Source organism: Corynebacterium sp. UMB4614 (assembly GCF_030217065.1).
GTDB lineage: Bacteria > Actinomycetota > Actinomycetes > Mycobacteriales > Mycobacteriaceae > Corynebacterium.
Map to the genome: position 1 here is coordinate 202,586 of NZ_JASONC010000001.1, position 15,790 is coordinate 218,375.

General features: G+C 65.4%; 13 protein-coding genes. 7 read left to right on the forward strand and 6 right to left on the reverse strand.

Translation table 11 applies throughout. The features are described 5' to 3' along the window. The first annotated feature begins 74 nt into the window (after positions 1-74). Together rpsA and QP413_RS00890 are read left to right on the forward strand one after the other, a co-directional pair. On the forward strand, positions 75-1,535 hold the full coding sequence (gene rpsA, locus QP413_RS00885) for a 30S ribosomal protein S1 (protein ID WP_012360388.1): 1,461 nt from the start codon (positions 75-77) through the stop codon (positions 1,533-1,535). Positions 1,536-1,655: 120 nt separating this feature from the next. After that, positions 1,656-2,510: a DMT family transporter gene (locus tag QP413_RS00890; protein WP_284780115.1), complete on the forward strand. Its 855-nt coding sequence runs from the start codon at positions 1,656-1,658 to the stop codon at positions 2,508-2,510. On the opposite strand, the gene QP413_RS00895 is transcribed toward QP413_RS00890, so the two are convergent. The 3 genes from QP413_RS00895 to QP413_RS00905 form a co-directional block, all read right to left on the reverse strand. Further along, entirely contained in the window at positions 2,475-3,056 is a 582-nt protein-coding gene (locus tag QP413_RS00895; protein ID WP_284759345.1) for a DUF421 domain-containing protein, read from the reverse strand. The two genes, QP413_RS00890 and QP413_RS00895, sit on opposite strands and share 36 nt — an antisense overlap. Positions 3,057-3,139: 83 nt before the next feature. Next, complete coding sequence (locus tag QP413_RS00900) at positions 3,140-4,051, reverse strand: MaoC/PaaZ C-terminal domain-containing protein (RefSeq protein ID WP_284759342.1); 912 nt, start codon at positions 4,049-4,051, stop codon at positions 3,140-3,142. A gap of 50 nt (positions 4,052-4,101) precedes the next feature. Then, on the reverse strand, positions 4,102-5,460 hold the full coding sequence (locus tag QP413_RS00905) for a 3-oxoacyl-ACP reductase (RefSeq protein WP_148791695.1): 1,359 nt from the start codon (positions 5,458-5,460) through the stop codon (positions 4,102-4,104). Positions 5,461-5,748: 288 nt separating this feature from the next. On the opposite strand from QP413_RS00905, the gene QP413_RS00910 reads away from it, so the two are divergent. Beyond that, positions 5,749-7,065 (forward strand): acetyl-CoA C-acetyltransferase, encoded by a 1,317-nt coding sequence (locus QP413_RS00910; RefSeq protein WP_070761938.1) that lies wholly within the window; start codon positions 5,749-5,751, stop codon positions 7,063-7,065. Between the two features lie 104 nt (positions 7,066-7,169). On the opposite strand, the gene QP413_RS00915 is transcribed toward QP413_RS00910, so the two are convergent. Next, positions 7,170-8,453, reverse strand: a complete 1,284-nt coding sequence (locus QP413_RS00915) for a DUF4185 domain-containing protein (protein ID WP_284780116.1) — start codon at positions 8,451-8,453, stop codon at positions 7,170-7,172. 51 nt (positions 8,454-8,504) lie between these two features. Between QP413_RS00915 and QP413_RS00920 the strand changes: the two genes are divergently transcribed. The 4 genes from QP413_RS00920 (at position 8,505) to QP413_RS00935 (ending at position 12,177) form a co-directional block, all read left to right on the forward strand. Next, a complete protein-coding gene (locus QP413_RS00920) occupies positions 8,505-8,843 on the forward strand; it encodes a hypothetical protein (RefSeq protein WP_012360381.1) in 339 nt (112 codons plus the stop codon). Positions 8,844-8,853: 10 nt separating this feature from the next. Continuing rightward, positions 8,854-9,462: a dephospho-CoA kinase gene (gene coaE / locus QP413_RS00925; protein WP_284780119.1), complete on the forward strand. Its 609-nt coding sequence runs from the start codon at positions 8,854-8,856 to the stop codon at positions 9,460-9,462. 137 nt (positions 9,463-9,599) lie between these two features. Beyond that, entirely contained in the window at positions 9,600-11,732 is a 2,133-nt protein-coding gene (gene uvrB, locus QP413_RS00930) for an excinuclease ABC subunit UvrB (RefSeq protein WP_284780121.1), read from the forward strand. 1 nt (position 11,733) lies between these two features. Continuing rightward, positions 11,734-12,177 (forward strand): universal stress protein, encoded by a 444-nt coding sequence (locus QP413_RS00935; RefSeq protein WP_070758137.1) that lies wholly within the window; start codon positions 11,734-11,736, stop codon positions 12,175-12,177. A 140-nt stretch (positions 12,178-12,317) separates the two neighbouring features. Here the strand turns inward: QP413_RS00935 and QP413_RS00940 are convergent, their stop codons facing one another. Then, positions 12,318-13,253, reverse strand: coding sequence for a CAP domain-containing protein (locus QP413_RS00940; protein ID WP_284780122.1), 936 nt, complete (start codon positions 13,251-13,253; stop codon positions 12,318-12,320). 139 nt (positions 13,254-13,392) lie between these two features. Beyond that, on the reverse strand, positions 13,393-15,777 hold the full coding sequence (locus QP413_RS00945; RefSeq protein ID WP_284780124.1) for an AAA family ATPase: 2,385 nt from the start codon (positions 15,775-15,777) through the stop codon (positions 13,393-13,395). Positions 15,778-15,790: the final 13 nt, after the last annotated feature.

Here is a 15,790-nt window from a genome sequence, read left to right on the forward strand (position 1 = left end):
TACGTTACGCGTCGAAAGGCGCAGTTTGACCCTGTCCATTTCTATTTGATTTCCGTTTCGGAGAACACTTCCATATGCCAACCAACAACGTCCCTCAGGTAGCCATCAACGACATTGGCTCCGCTGAGGATTTCCTCGCCGCCGTCGATGAGACCATCAAGTACTTCAATGATGGCGATATCGTCGAGGGCACCATCGTCAAGGTCGATCACGACGAGGTCCTGCTGGACATCGGCTACAAGACCGAGGGCGTAATCCCGTCCCGTGAGCTGTCCATCAAACACGACGTCGACCCGAATGAGGTTGTCGAGGTTGGCGACGAGATCGACGCTCTGGTCCTCACCAAGGAGGACAAGGAGGGGCGCCTGATCCTGTCCAAGAAGCGTGCCCAGTACGAGCGCGCTTGGGGCGCCATCGAGCAGCTCAAGGAGAACGACGAGCCGGTCACCGGTACCGTCATCGAGGTCGTCAAGGGCGGCCTGATCCTGGACATCGGTCTGCGCGGCTTCCTGCCGGCTTCCCTCGTCGAGATGCGCCGCGTCCGCGACCTGCAGCCGTACATCGGCCAGGAGATCGAGGCCAAGATCATCGAGCTGGACAAGCACCGCAACAACGTCGTGCTGTCCCGCCGTGCATACCTGGAGGAGACCCAGTCCGCGGTCCGCTCCGAGTTCCTGCACCAGCTGCAGAAGGGCCAGGTCCGCAAGGGCGTCGTGTCCTCCATCGTCAACTTCGGTGCATTCGTTGACCTCGGCGGCGTTGACGGCCTGGTCCACGTTTCCGAGCTGTCCTGGAAGCACATCGACCACCCGTCTGAGGTCGTCACCGTCGGCGACGAGGTCACCGTCGAGGTTCTGGACGTCGACCTGGACCGCGAGCGCGTCTCCCTGTCCCTGAAGGCAACGCAGGAAGACCCATGGCGCGTCTTCGCCCGCACCCACGCGATCGGCCAGATCGTTCCGGGCAAGGTCACCAAGCTGGTTCCGTTCGGCGCATTCGTTCGCGTCGAGGAGGGCATCGAGGGCCTGGTTCACATCTCCGAGCTGGCTGAGCGCCACGTCGAGGTTCCGGACCAGATCGTCAACGTTGGTGAAGAGGTCATGGTCAAGGTCATCGACATCGACCTCGAGCGTCGTCGTATCTCCCTATCCCTGAAGCAGGCTGACGAGGACTTCACCGAGGAGTTCGACCCGTCCAAGTACGGCATGGCCGACTCCTACGACGAGCAGGGCAACTACATCTTCCCGGAGGGCTTCGACCCGGAGACCAACGAGTGGCTCGAGGGCTTCGACGAGCAGCGTGAGGCTTGGGAGGCTCGCTACGCCGAGTCCGAGCGTCGCCACCGTCTGCACGCAGCTCAGATCGAGCGCCACCGCGCCGCAGCTGCTGAGGCTGCGGCTAACGGCGAGGGCGGCTACTCCTCCGAGTCCGGCGCTGAGACCAAGGCAGCCGAGGCTCCGGCCGAGGACGCTGGCACCCTGGCTTCCGACGAGCAGCTGGCTGCTCTGCGCGAGAAGCTGGCCGGCGGCGAGTAAATCGCACCAACCAGCTCTGGCGGAGTTGAAACAACGACGCTAGAGCGCTGAAAGAAGGGCCCGCACCATACGGTGCGGGCCCTTCTTCGTGTTTGAAGGCGGTTGGATAGGATCAACGGCATGTTCGGATCGCTTTCTCACCAGGGCTCTTCCCGCGTGCTGCCTCCGGCAATCATGGCGGTCTCCGGCCTCTCGCTCTACGTGGGCGCAGCGCTGGCCGTGGGGCTATTCGATCACTTCCCACCGGTGGTGGTGGCGTGGTTCCGCATCGCCACAGCAGGCCTGATCCTCTGGGCTTTCTTCCGGCCGCGGGCGAGCTCCTTCATCGGCCGCCCGGCGCTGATCGCCACCTTCTTTGGTGTGGCCGCGATGGCGATGAACATGACCTTCTACATGGCCATTCAGTCCATCCCGCTGGGTTCGGCCGTGGCGATCGAGTTCATTGGGCCGGTGATCGTTGCGGCCTGGGGGTCGAGGCTGCTGCGCGACTGGCTCGCTCTCGGATTCGCCATCGCTGGCGTGCTGGTGATCTCCGGGGCCCAGTGGTCAGCTGAGGCTAGCGGCATCCTCTGGGCGCTGGCCGCGGGTGGCTTCTGGGCAGGCTACATCCTGCTTGGTGCCAAGATTTCCTCCAACGCGGACACCTCGAAGGCATCGCTGGCGGTGGGCTTCACCTACGCCGGTGTCCTTGGCCTTCCCCTGGCCATCTGGCTGTGGCCAGAGAACCTCGCGATGGCCGCACCGACGATCATCGGGCTCGCCGCAGGCCTGGGGCTGCTCTCGGCTGCGATCCCTTATTCCCTGGACCAGGTGGTGCTGAGGCTCGCGGGGTCCTCGCTGTTCGCCCTCCTGCAGGCCGTGCTGCCGCTCGTTGCGACCCTGGTGGGCGCGGTGGCGCTGAAGCAGTGGATCAGCCTCACGGAGTTGGCCGGTATCACCCTAGTGATTCTCGCGATCGTGCTGCGTAAACCCTGAGGGGAGCCCCGCAACCCCGCGCAGCATCTCCGGGTCGATCACGATGCCGACTTTGTAGACGGTCATCTCGCCGGTGGGCTCCAGAATGATGAGCTGGACGTCCGCTGGCGTTGCCACTCCGGCGCGGCGCATGACCATCCGCAGGTCGTCGCGGGAGACGTGGGTGCGGCGCAGCTGCCGGTCCAGGTACTGGCCGTGCGCGAAGACGGCCTGGGGGTCCTCGTCGAAGACGCGGCTCACGGCGGTGGATTTGCGCGCTGCTCCGAAGATCGCCTCCAGCAGCATGAGTGTGAACAGTCCGATCGCCCCCGCGGCAAGGGTCGGCGGGTGCCCGATGACCACGCGGCCCGAGACCGCGCCGAACATGACCAGGACGACCGCGTCGAAGGCATTCATCTTCGTCATGATGCGGACGCCGAACAGTCGCACGAGGATCAGGAAAAAGAGGTAGATCGCCAGCGCCGAGAGGATGACGATGGGGATGCGGGCTGGGTCGATCGTGATTTGCTCGTAGAAGGCCTGCTGTACCTGCTCCATGATTCTCATGGTAGTTCGCGGCCAACAAAAGGCTTTCGGCCAGCCCGCGGAGAACGCGAACCGGCCGAAAGGGGAGTGCTACAGCGAGCGGCTTAGAGCTTCTCGATCTTCGCCACTGCGTGGACCGTGTCCAACTTGGATGCCTTGCGCAGCTGGACGTCCCAGTCGCCGTTGGCAGCCTTCTCGGTAAAGACCGCGACATTGGCCGGCAGGGTCACCGGCTTAGCAAACTGCACCGTGTAGCGCGCCGCGGACGGGATCTCGCCCTCCAGCGTGGCCAGTAGGCGAGCGGCGGACCACATGCCGTGCGCGATGACCGCCGGGAAGCCGAAGGCCTTCGCACCCACGCCGGAGACGTGGATCGGGTTCTTATCGCCCGAAGCCTCCGCGTAGTCCTTGATCTGGGACGGGGTGACCCGCACGTTCGCGGTCGGACGCGGATCCGCCAGCTCGGTGATCGGCAGAATCACGCCGTCGGTCTTCTCGCCACCTGCCAGCGGGGAGGAGCTGGAGAGCTTCGCACCCTTGGCCAGGAAGCCGGAGACCTGGCGCCACACAATCTCGCCGCCCGAGGTGATCTCGGTGACCAGGTCGATGAGCAGGCCCTTGTTGTGCTCGCGCAGGTTCTCGGCGTGGACCTTGATGTCCAGGACGTCGTCGACCGTCAGCGCCCGCTTCTGTTCGATGACGTTATTCAGGTGCACCGCACCCACAGCGCCGAACGGGAAGTCCGGAGCCGTGAGGACCTTCATCACGATGGGGAAGGAGAGCACGTACGGGTAGGTCAGCGGTAGCTCGTTGCTCAGTCGCAGGTCCGTCGCGCTGCAGTACGCCGCGAGGTGCGGAACGTCGATCTTCACGCCGCGGACCTCGAAGGCGGTCTTCGGGTTGTCCTTCGCGGAGCGCGTGGACCCGACGACCGGCAGAATGTCCTTGACTGCGTTCCGGTACTCGTCCATGAGAGCCGGAATCTTGGGCAGTTCCTTGTAGGAAACCTCAGCCACAGGAACCTCCTTTAAGAAGTTGAAAAGATGTCAGCGGGGCAGTGCTTTGTTTACGCGCCCAGCAGGGACTGGCCGCAGACGCGGACCACGTTGCCGGTCACGGCGTTGGATGCCGGTGCTGCGAAGTAGGCGATGGTCTCGGCGACGTCGATGGTCTGGCCACCCTGCTGCAGGGAGTTCATGCGACGGCCGGCCTCGCGGGTCGCGAACGGGATGGCGGCGGTCATCTGGGTTTCGATGAAGCCCGGTGCCACGGCGTTGACGGTGATGTTCTTGTCCGCCAGCTTCTCGCTGAAGGTGTTGACCAAGCCGATGACGGAGGCCTTGGTGGTGCCGTAGTTGGTCTGGCCACGGTTACCGGCGATGCCCGCGATGGAGGACACGCCGATGACGCGGCCGTTGTCGTTGAGGCCACCGTTGGCGATCAGGCCCTCGGTGATGCGGACCGGGGCGATGAGGTTCACGGCCATGACGGCGTTCCAGCGTGCGTCGTCCATGTTGGCGAGCAGCTTGTCGCGGGTGATACCGGCGTTGTGGACGATGATGTCGATGCCCTGGCCGAAGCGAGCCTCGGCGTGCTCCTTGAGCTTGTCGGCAGCATCCGGGGCGGTGACGTCCAGCGGCAGGGAGGTGCCCTTGACGCGGTTGGCGGTCTCAGCCAGGCCGTCGCCGGCCTGCGGGACGTCCACGCAGATGACCTTCGCGCCGTCGCGGGCCAGGACCTCGGCGATGGTGGCACCGATGCCGCGGGCAGCACCGGTGACAACGGCGACCTTGCCCTCAGACGGCTGGTCCCAGTTTGCCGGTGCGGTCGCAGCGGTGTCGTCGACGCGGATGACCTGGGCGTCGACGTAAGCGGACTTGCCGGACAGCAGGAAGCGCAGGGTGGACTCCAGGCCGGTGAAGTCGCCGGAGACCTTCGGGCTGACGTAGACCAGCTGGGCGGTCGCGCCGCGGCGCAGCTCCTTGGCCACGGAGCGGCTGAATCCCTCGAGACCGCGCTGGGCGATGGCCTCGTCGGTGGACTCAGCCAGCTCCGGGGTGGTGCCCAGAACGACGATGCGGCCGTTCGGGGCGAGCTTGCGCATCACCGGGTTGAAGAAGTCGAACAGCTGGTGGAGCTCCTCTGGCTTGGTGATGCCGGTCGCGTCGAAGACGAAGGCGGCGTACTTGCTGTCACCGGAGTCGCGGGTCAGGTCGTAGTCCGCATCCAGCAGGGAGGTGACCGGGTCGATCAGGCGGCCCTGGCCGCCGACGAGCACGAGGCCCGGCAGTGCTGGCTCGCCGGCCTTGTAGCGGCGCAGCTTCTCAGGCTTCGGCAGGCCGACCTTGTCAGCCAGGAAGTTGCCGAACGGGGACTCGATGAACTCGCCGTAACGGTCGGAGTGCTGGGAGGAAGTCTTAGACACTTATTCTCCTTCGGGTTGTCGCTTTCCGGTCTTCACGTCACGTTAACTTGCTGCGCGCTGGGTGCGCCCTTCTGACGAGGCGCGGGCTAGCGGGCACAGCGCGCTGACCGGAGAAGATTTTTAAGAACGTGACTTCAACTCTACGGTGTCGGGGGTCACACTGAGGGTGAAATCTAGTGAAATTATTTTTATATTTTCGTTTTCTAACCCAGGCCCCAGCACGTCTCTATAGTCGGTTGGGAGACGCACAACTTTGGTGCACATTCTAGAGACGGAGTGAAAACCATCATGACGAACGGTAACCAGAAGAAGGTCGCCATCCTCGGCGGCAACCGCATTCCTTTCGCCCGCTCCAACAAGGAGTACGCGGACGCATCTAACCAGGACATGCTCACCGCGGCTATCGAGGGCCTCGTCGCCCGCTACGGCCTCCAGGACGAAGAGCTCGGCCTGGTCACCGGTGGTGCGGTTCTGAAGCACTCCCGCGACTTCAACATGGTTCGCGAGGTTGTACTGGGCTCCTCCCTGGCCAACAGCACCCCGGCCATGGACATGCAGATGGCCTGTGGAACCGGCCTGGCCGCCATCGTCGCCGTCGGCGACGCCATCCGTGCGGGCCGCATCGAGTCCGGCATCGGCTCCGGCGTGGACACCACCTCCGATGCCCCGCTGGCGGTAGGCGACCAGCTGCGCAAGACCCTCATCAAGCTGACCCAGGCCAAGACCACCCAGCAGCGCCTGAAGCTGGTCGGCTCCATCCGCCCGGCCCAGCTGGCACCGGATCAGCCGAGCAACGGCGAGCCGCGCACCGGCCTGTCCATGGGTGACCACGCTGCGATCACCGCCCGCGAGATGAACATCACCCGCGAGGAGCAGGACGAGTTCGCCGCGACCTCCCACCAGAACCTGGCCAAGGCTTATGACGAGGGCTTCTTCGAGGACCTCATCACCCCGTACCTCGGCGTGCAGCGCGACACCAACCTGCGGCCGGACTCCACCCCGGAGAAGCTGGCCAAGCTCAAGCCGGTCTTCGGCAAGCGCGACGCGGCACAGCACGGCACCACCGCCACCATGACCGCCGGTAACTCCACCCCGCTGACCGACGGCGCGTCCGCCGTCCTGCTCTCCTCCGAGGAGTGGGCCAAGGAGCGCAACCTCCCGGTCCGCGCCTACCTGGTGGACTCCGAGGTCGCGTCCGTGGACTTCCTGCACGGCCACGATGGCAAGACTCCGGACGGCCTGCTGATGAGCCCGACCTACGCCGTCCCGCGCATGCTGGAGCGTAACGGCCTGACCCTCCAGGACTTCGACTTCTACGAGATCCACGAGGCCTTCGCCTCCCAGACCCTGGCCACCCTGAAGGCTTGGGAGTCCGAGGAGTACTGCCGCGAGCGCTTGGGCCTGGACAAGCCGCTGGGTGCGATCGACCGCTCCAAGCTCAACGTCAAGGGCTCCTCGCTGGCCGCTGGCCACCCATTCGCCGCAACCGGTGGCCGCATCATCGCCACCACCGCGAAGCTGCTCGAGGAAAACGGCGGCGGCCGCGCACTGGTCTCCATCTGTGCAGCAGGTGGCCAGGGCATCGTCGCCATCGTCGAGCGCTAAACCAGCTGCGCCGATAGCGAAAGAGAAGGCGCCCCGGGGCGAGGGTTCTCCTCGCCCGCGGGGCGCCTTTGGCGTGCTCAGACCATGAGCGTTAATAGGTGCTTCTACTGGAACACGCGACCCAGGTCGGTCTTGTACACGACCGGGTTGTAGTCCTTCCACGTCGTGGCCACCCAGTAGAGGTTTTTATCGACCTGGTGGGGGAACATGAATGCGCCGTAGAGGTCACCGATCTGAGCGCGAGAGACCAGGGTCGTCGGCGTGCTCCACGGCCCCTCCGGAGAGGCAGCCTTCCTAATCACCACGCCCTGCGGCGCCTCGTAGAGTGCGAGCCAAGCATCCTGTTCCGGGTGGTACATCACCGATAGCTCGGAGACCTTACCGTCGAGTACGGGTGCGGCATCCGACATGGCGGGGCTCCAGCCGCTGCCGGTGTAGAACTCGGCGTCGGAGTGAGCCGCAGCACCGGGGAAGAGGGCGAAGCTGTCCTTCGGGAAGCGGGCGAGCCGAGCCTGCCCCGAACGCCCGTTGGGGGTGCCGTAGACGTAGACGTAGGGGTCGTTGCTCTCGGCTGGTGGGGCGGCGAAGGCCGTCATCTGGAAGTTCTCCGCGCCGCGAACGTGGGCGGGCAGCGCGGGCAACTTATCACTGGTGGAGGGGTTGGTGTTGGTTCGCTTGGAGCCCTCCATCACGGTCCAGGTCTTTCCGCCGTCGGTGGACTTGGCGGTGGCCGCGTAGTTGGTGGTCCAGTTTCCGGGCGTTCCCCACTTTTTCACGGACATGAAGTCCACATACTGTACGCCGTCGATCGCGATGCCGGAGGTCGGGATGACCGTCATTTCCACGCCGTCGATCTTCAGCGAACGCGGGAGGAACTCGTCCGAACGGTCCCCGTTGGCCGGTCGGGTGATGTGAATGCCGTTGGACGGGTCGCGGTCATCCGATTCGAAGATCGCATTCGAATGCCAGCCGTCCCCGCGGGGGCCGCAGCTGAAGGAGTCCCCAAACACAGCGAGCGTGCGTCCGTCGCCGGCGTCCCACATGAAGCCCAGGTCCGTGCTCGCCAAGCCGAACTTAGAGAGCTGATCGGGGCCGTTGGGGCCGGTGAGGATGTGCATGGCCGTGGTGTTGCCCGTCAACGAGGGCATGCCGCCGGGGATGCCCTTCAACCACGAGGAGCCCGAGGAGCTGCCGCTGGAGCCCAACGCTGCAGCTGTGTCGGAGCTGCCGGGGGACCAGGCCGAGCACGGCCCAGCGGCGTGCGCGGTGCCAGCGGAGCCGATCATCACCGAGAAGGAGGACGTGGCGAGGGCGGCGACCAGCAACGCCGTCCTGGTTCCACGGCGGGTGAAAGGGGAAGGGCTGCGATGCCCGGAGAGAACAGTCATGGTGTTAATTCAATCACAACGGGGATCTTCAAGTGATGTAGCTTTAGGGGCATGAATCTTTTTCGGAAACGCGCCACCGTTGCGCTGGCCGCAGCTCTCGCTCTCTCGGCAGGTGTCGGCGGCGGGGCAGCGCCGGCAAAGGCTGAGGAAGCCCAGCCACTCCCAGACATCGAACGCCCCACTGCGGGCTCGGGCGGATCGTTGATGCTCAACCCGAAGAACTGCAAGAAGCTCAAGGCCCAGTCGGACGAGATTGCTGGCCAGTGGCAGCAGGCAGTGACCGACGGCGATTTTTATACGGCAAATCAGCTGCGCGTGGACTACACCAACGTGACCGTCTCGTGGGCACAGTGCCTGCAGTCGGCTAATCGCCTGCTCCTGAGCTCTTAGGATTGAAGCAATGTTTCTCATCGGACTCACCGGTGGCATCGGCTCCGGGAAAACGACCGTCGCCAGTCGGCTGAAGACCCTCGGTGCCCGGATCGTCGACGCCGATAAGATCGCCCGCGAGATCGTCGAACCCGGCGAACCAGCCCTCGCGGAACTCGCCGAGGCCTTCGACGGGGTGCTCAACGCGGACGGCGCTCTCAACCGTGCCGAGCTCGCCCGGCAGGCCTTCGCCACCCCGGAGGCCACCGAGAAGCTGAACTCCATCACCCACCCCCGCATCCGGGAACGCACCCTCGAGCGCTTCGCCCAGGCCCGCACTGAGGCCGTGCCGGTGCTCGTCTACGACATGCCGCTGCTCATCGAAAACGGCGAGTATAAGAAGATGGACCACGTGCTCGTCGTCGACGCGGAAGACGAGATCCGCATCGACCGTCTGGTCAACTCCCGTGGCCTGGACGAGGACGACGCCCACCGCCGCATCGCAGCCCAGATCAGCCGCGAGGAGCGGCTTGCCGCCGCGGATTCCGTGGTGGATAACTCCGGCACCCGGGATCAGCTCCTCCAGCAGGTCGACACCTTCTGGGAGCAGGTCGTCGCCCCACAGCTCGACGAGAAATAACCCAGCGGCTCGGCCGACAGTAACCCCCGGGCGCGTACCGTGACCCCGGTTCGACCATCGCAGTGCCTGCCAGCCGGCCGCCCAGCCACACCTCAGCCCGGTGGCTGCCCACCGTGCGGGCTGCCTAGGATAGACACATGGCTTTTGCAGCAGAGCGTCCCGAGCTGTCCTACTCCGAATTCCGCCCCGTGGGGGAGGTCGAGCGCAGCGATGCCAAATTCGAGGTCATCAGCGAGTACGAACCCGCGGGCGACCAGCCAGCCGCCATCGCGGAACTCGACGAGCGGCTGAACCGCGGCGAACGCGACGTCGTCCTCATGGGCGCGACCGGTACGGGTAAGTCGGCGACCGCAGCCTGGCTGATCGAGCAACAGCAGCGCCCCACCCTGGTCATGGCGCCGAATAAGACCCTCGCCGCCCAGCTGGCCAACGAGCTGCGCTCCCTGCTGCCGAATAACGCGGTGGAGTACTTCGTGTCCTACTACGACTACTACCAACCCGAGGCCTACATCGCGCAGACCGATACCTATATCGAGAAGGACTCCTCGATCAACGACGACGTCGAGCGCCTGCGCCACTCCGCGACCTCCGCGCTGCTGTCCCGCCGCGACGTGGTCGTCGTCAGCTCCGTGTCCTGCATCTACGGCCTGGGCACCCCGCAGTCCTACCTGGACCGTTCCGTCGTCCTGCGGGTGGACGAGGAAGTCGACCGCGACCAGTTCCTCCGCCTACTCGTCGACATCCAGTACGACCGCAACGACGTCTCCTTCACCCGCGGTGCCTTCCGCGTGAAGGGCGACACGGTGGACATCATCCCGGCCTACGAGGAGCTCGCCGTCCGCGTCGAGTTCTTCGGGGACGATGTCGACGCGCTGTACTACATCCACCCGCTGACCGGCGACGTGATCCGCGAAGTGGATGAACTGCGCATCTTCCCGGCCACCCACTACGTCGCTGGGCCGGAGCGGATGGAAAAGGCGATGCAGGCCATCCGGGAGGAGCTGTCGGAGCGCCTGGAGGACCTGGAGAACCGCGGCAAGCTGCTGGAGGCGCAGCGGCTGCGGATGCGCACGGAATACGACCTCGAAATGATCCAGCAGGTCGGCTTCACCAGCGGCATCGAGAACTACTCCCGGCACATCGACGGCCGACCCGCCGGCAGTGCCCCGGCGACGCTGATCGACTACTTCCCGGAGGACTTCCTCACGATCATCGACGAGTCCCACGTGACGGTGCCGCAAATCGGCGGCATGTTCGAGGGCGACATGTCCCGCAAGCGCAACCTGGTCGAGCACGGATTCCGCCTGCCCAGCGCGCTCGATAACCGACCGCTGACCTGGGAAGAATTCGACGACCGCAAGGGCCAGTGCGTGTACATGTCCGCCACCCCGGGGGATTACGAGATCGCCGCGGCCCAGGGCGAGTTCGTGGAGCAGGTGATTCGCCCAACCGGCCTGGTGGACCCGAAGGTGGAGGTGCGCCCCACGGAGGGGCAGATCGACGACCTCATCGAGGAGATCCGCAAGCGCACGGACAAGGACGAGCGCGTGCTCGTCACCACCCTCACCAAGCGCATGGCCGAGGACCTCACCGACTACCTGCTGGAACACGGCGTGCGGGTGCGCTACATGCACTCGGATATCGATACCCTCAAGCGCGTGGAGCTGCTGCGGCAGCTACGCCTCGGGGAGTTCGACGTGCTGGTGGGCATCAACCTGCTGCGCGAGGGCCTCGACCTGCCGGAGGTCTCCCTGGTCGCGATCCTGGATGCGGATAAGGAAGGCTTCCTGCGCTCCACCCGCTCACTGATCCAGACGATCGGCCGTGCCGCCCGAAACGTCTCCGGTGAGGTCATCATGTACGCCGATAACATCACCGAGTCGATGAGCAACGCGATCGACGAGACAGAGCGGCGCCGGGCGAAGCAGATCGCCTATAACGAGGAGCACGGCATCGACCCCCAGCCACTGCGCAAGAAGATCGCCGACATCCTGGACCAGGTCGAGGAATTCTCCGAAGGCTACGGCGAGCCGGGCAGCGAGGTCGCGGGCTCTACTGCCACGGGCGTGGAAGGGGACATGGCCACCTTCGGCCGAGCGGAAGACCGCGGCGACATGGCCCGCCCGCAGCTGGAAAAGCTCATCGAAGACCTCACCGCGCAGATGAAGGAAGCCGCACGAGAGCTGAAATTCGAGCTGGCCGGCCGGCTGCGTGATGAAATTGCGGACCTGAATAAGGAACTTCGGGGCATGAAGGAAGCTGGCCTATAGAATGGGGAGCATGTTCTCAAAGATCGTCGTTGGCACTGATGGCTCCAAATCCTCCCACCTCGCCGTCCGGCGTGCGGCGGGAATCGCAGCGGCTTTTGGTTCCGAGCTGGTGCTCGCGTCGGCGTACTTCGCCAAGGAGGCTGACGCCCAGGCCTCGCGCCGGGATGAGTCCTCGCCGGTCGTGGGGGACGAGCACGCCGAGGAAGTGCTGGGCTCCGCGATGGAGGTCGCCCGCGAGGAGGGGGCCGAGAAGGTGCGCGCCGTGCTGCGGGAGGGCGCCCCGGTGGACGCGCTTATGGCCGTGGTGACCGAGGAGAAAGCCGACCTGCTCGTGGTGGGTAACCGGGGGATTAACTCCCTCACCGGCCGCCTGCTGGGCTCGGTTCCGGCCGATGTGGCCCGCCAGTCCGACTGCGACGTGATGATCGTCCACACCGTCGGCTAGGCGCGCAACCGGATCCTTAGACGCGCCGTGCCAGCGCTCGCATCGGGCTCGCCACAAGCGCGCGGACGCTAGGGGCAAGGTAGCGAAGAACCCCGCGGAAAATTTTCCGCGGGGTTCAGGATTGCGCAGAGGCTGCCGACTTAGCGGGGCAGGAACTGCTGGATCGCCATCCAGATGCTGCCCAGGATCGAGATGGTGCCCAGGATGATGCTGATGATCATGCCGATGTCACCACTGGACCCAGAGGTGCCGCCTGGGTTGGTGATGCCAGAAGGGAATTGGCCCGGAGCGTTGTCCTTAACTCCCGTGACATCCCTTCGGTCACCGGCAGCATTATAAAGCCAGGTGTTGTAGGTCTTGTTCGGGGTGTTGGACTCATTCGCGAGGGCCTTCGCTGGTGCAACGCCCGAGAGCCCCGCGATGACGGTGTCGACAGAACCCTGACCGTTCTTACGACCACTGACTCGACCAAATCCGTAGTATGTGTTTTCCGGATTAATGAGCGTGTGCAGGTGGCCGCTCTGAGCATTCGCCTCGCCCTTGCTGGCGTTCAGTGCCCGAAGCTCTCCATGGCCCCAGTACTTGACGATCGCGTCAGAGAGAGTGACACCGGTCCCGGTCATGAGGATTTCGCCGTTCGAACGACGACCGTTTCGCGTGGCGTCCCAGATGTTCCCGCCGTTGGGGCGAGTGTGTGCGGGCTCGAAACGGTGGACCTGTTCGGAAGCGCGCTGAATAGCCATCCACGTGAGGTCGCTATCAATCGAGACGTTGCTGATGTAGTCAGTCTTGCTCCAACCCTTGGCCTGCACAACATCGCGAAGCTTCGTTCCAGTGGATCCGTTGACGCTGAGGTAAGGGTTCAGGTTCCACATCTCCTTGCGGAGCTGACGGACGGCTCGGAGACCCTCCGTGCGTGCGAGGCTTGGGTTGAACTGGGCCTGGAGCGCCGAGAACTGGCTCTGGCTTACACCGAGTTCCACCCCGGTGGTTGGGTCCGGAGCCGCGTTGGCGATGGCGGTGGGGAAGGCGAGGGAGAGGACCGTGGCGGTGGCGACGGCGAGCTTGCGCTTCATGCTCATTCCTTAAAGTGCTGGCTCCGGTGAGAGGAGCGGGTGAGTGGATTGAATGAGATTATAGCCAGCTAAGAGCTTTTTAAGAATTTGTTGAGCGAGTGGGCGCGCCGCCGCGCTAAAAAGAACCTGACCTGCGCGCTTAACCCTGATCCCAGGGCAGTGGCTGGTCCGCGAACACGCTCAAACCCTGGGTCGCACGGGTGATTGCCACGTAGAGGTCCTGCAGTCCCTGTGGGGAGGCAGCGACGATCGCGGCGGGCTCGATGAGCACGACCTCGTCGAACTCCAGGCCCTTCGCCTCGGCGGTGCTGACCACCAGCACCTCCGCGTCGATGCCGACCAGGTCAGAGCCCAGCGCATCGCCCAAGGCCGCAGTCACCTTCCCGCGTGCCCACTCAAGGTCCGCATCGCTGGCGATGATCCCAACCAGGCCCTCGCCGGCCCGCCGCGCGATCTCGGGCAGCGCGCCCGCCAGCTCCGCCCGCGCCGCATAAGCCACACCCGTGCCGGTGCCGCGCAGCGCGATCGCGGGCTCCTGATCCGCGGCGATCTCGGGGAGCAACTGATTGGCCACGTCCGCGATGTCCTGCGGCGTGCGGTAGTTCACGCTGAGCTCCTTCAGCTCCCAGCGATCCGACACATAAGGAGCCAGGGTCTCGCCCCAGGAGGCCACACCCGCCGGGTTGCCCGTCTGTGCCGGATCACCAACCACGGTCATCCACCGGTTGGGGGAGCGGCGGAAGATCATCCGCCAGTCCATCTCCGAAAGCTCCTGGGCTTCGTCCACGATGACGTGGCCGAAGGCCCAGCGCAGGTCCTGGGCGGCACGCTGCGCCGTGCTGCGCGCGTCGCGTACTCGCTGGCGACCCGCTAGCTGCTCGGCGTCGATGACGTCATAGGCCATGAGGATCTCTGGGGCGAAGCCATCGTCCAAGTCCTGGGTCGCCGAGCCCGTGAGGATGTCCAGCGCGTCCTGGGCCTCCGCGATCTTCGCCAGCCACTCCTCACGCTCCGCCTTCTCGGCCGCCTCGTCGTCGATGATGCCCAGCATGTCCGCCAGTTCGTCGAGCAGCGGCGCATCTGCGGCAGTCCACAGGATCTGGCCACCGTCCAGCTCAACCGGCGGGGTGGCCTGCAGGCCGCGGATCGTGTCCTCGTCGTACTCCGAGGCGATCTCCTCGGCATGCTCGTACAGGTCGGCCAGCACCTGCTCCGGCGTGAGTTCCGGCCAGAACTCGTCCAACGCTGCCACCACCGCGGGCTCCTCGCGCAGGTCATCGCGCAGGCTGGTGCGGTCTTCCGCGGTCAGCAAGTTCTCCCCGCCGAGGGGGTCGCGCCCGATCGTCTGCGCCAACGCATCCGCCAGGGAACTGATCGCATGATCCACGAACAGTGGCCGGGCCTGGTTGTGGGGCTTGCGGCTACGTCGCGCCCGGGTGCGGGCGGCGCGGACCATCTTCGGGCTCAACTCCACGGCCACGCCATCTACCATGAAATCGCGCGGCTGCTCCGGCACCTGCTGCCAGGACTGCACCGCCAGCTTCAGGATGTGCAGCATCTCCGCGCTGCCCTTGACCTCACGGGCCAGCAGGCTCGGTTCGGGCCGCGTCTTCACCCCCGGCAGGAGCGTGCCCGGGGTCGCCAGCACCACGCCGGTCTCACCCAGGGAGGGCAGCACCTGCGAGATGTAGTCCAGGAAGCGCGCATTCGGGCCGACGATGAGCACGCCCGTCTTCGCGAGCTGCTCGCGCCACGTGTACAGCAGGTAGGCCGCGCGGTGCAGCGCGACCGCGGTCTTCCCGGTCCCCGGCGCACCCTGGACGACGGTGACGGAGCGGTGCTCGCTGCGGATGATGGCGTCCTGCTCCGCGGCGATGGTCTCCACGATGTCGCCCATCCGCGTGCTGCGGGCCGCGTTCACCGCGTCCAGCAGCGCGGCCTCCTGAGCCACCCCGCCCGCCGCGGACGTCGTCTTTTCTGTTAAGGACGCCCGGTCCTCGCCGCGGGTGGTGAGTCGCTCATCGGCCACGTGGGTCACCCGTCGCCCGCGGGTCTTGATGTGACGGCGCAGATGCACCCCATCTGGGTGCAGGGTGGTGGCGAGGTAGAAGGGGCGGGCCATCGGTGCGCGCCAGTCCATCAGCAAGGTGCGCATCTCGTCATCGCGGGTGTGCAGCCCCAGTCGGCCGATATAGCGGCGATCCAGATCGGGGGAGCCGGGCACCGGATTCTCCGGCTCCTCATCGGCCACGTCGATGCGGCCGAACATCAGTCCGATCTCCGCGATGGACAGGTTATCCAGTCGCTGCGAGATGTCCTGGATCTCGCGGTCGCGGCGCATCAGCCCCTGCGGGTCATCGATATCTGCCGTGGCTCGGACGCTGGCCAGTCGCTTCTTCAGCGTGGCGGTCGTGGCGTCCACCTCAGCCAGCAGGTCATCGAGATGGTCCTGCTCGCTCGCGATGGCCTCTGCGAGCGAGCGGTCGGCATTATTCGTGGTGCCGCGAGATGCGGGGCTGGTCAATCTACCTCCGGTG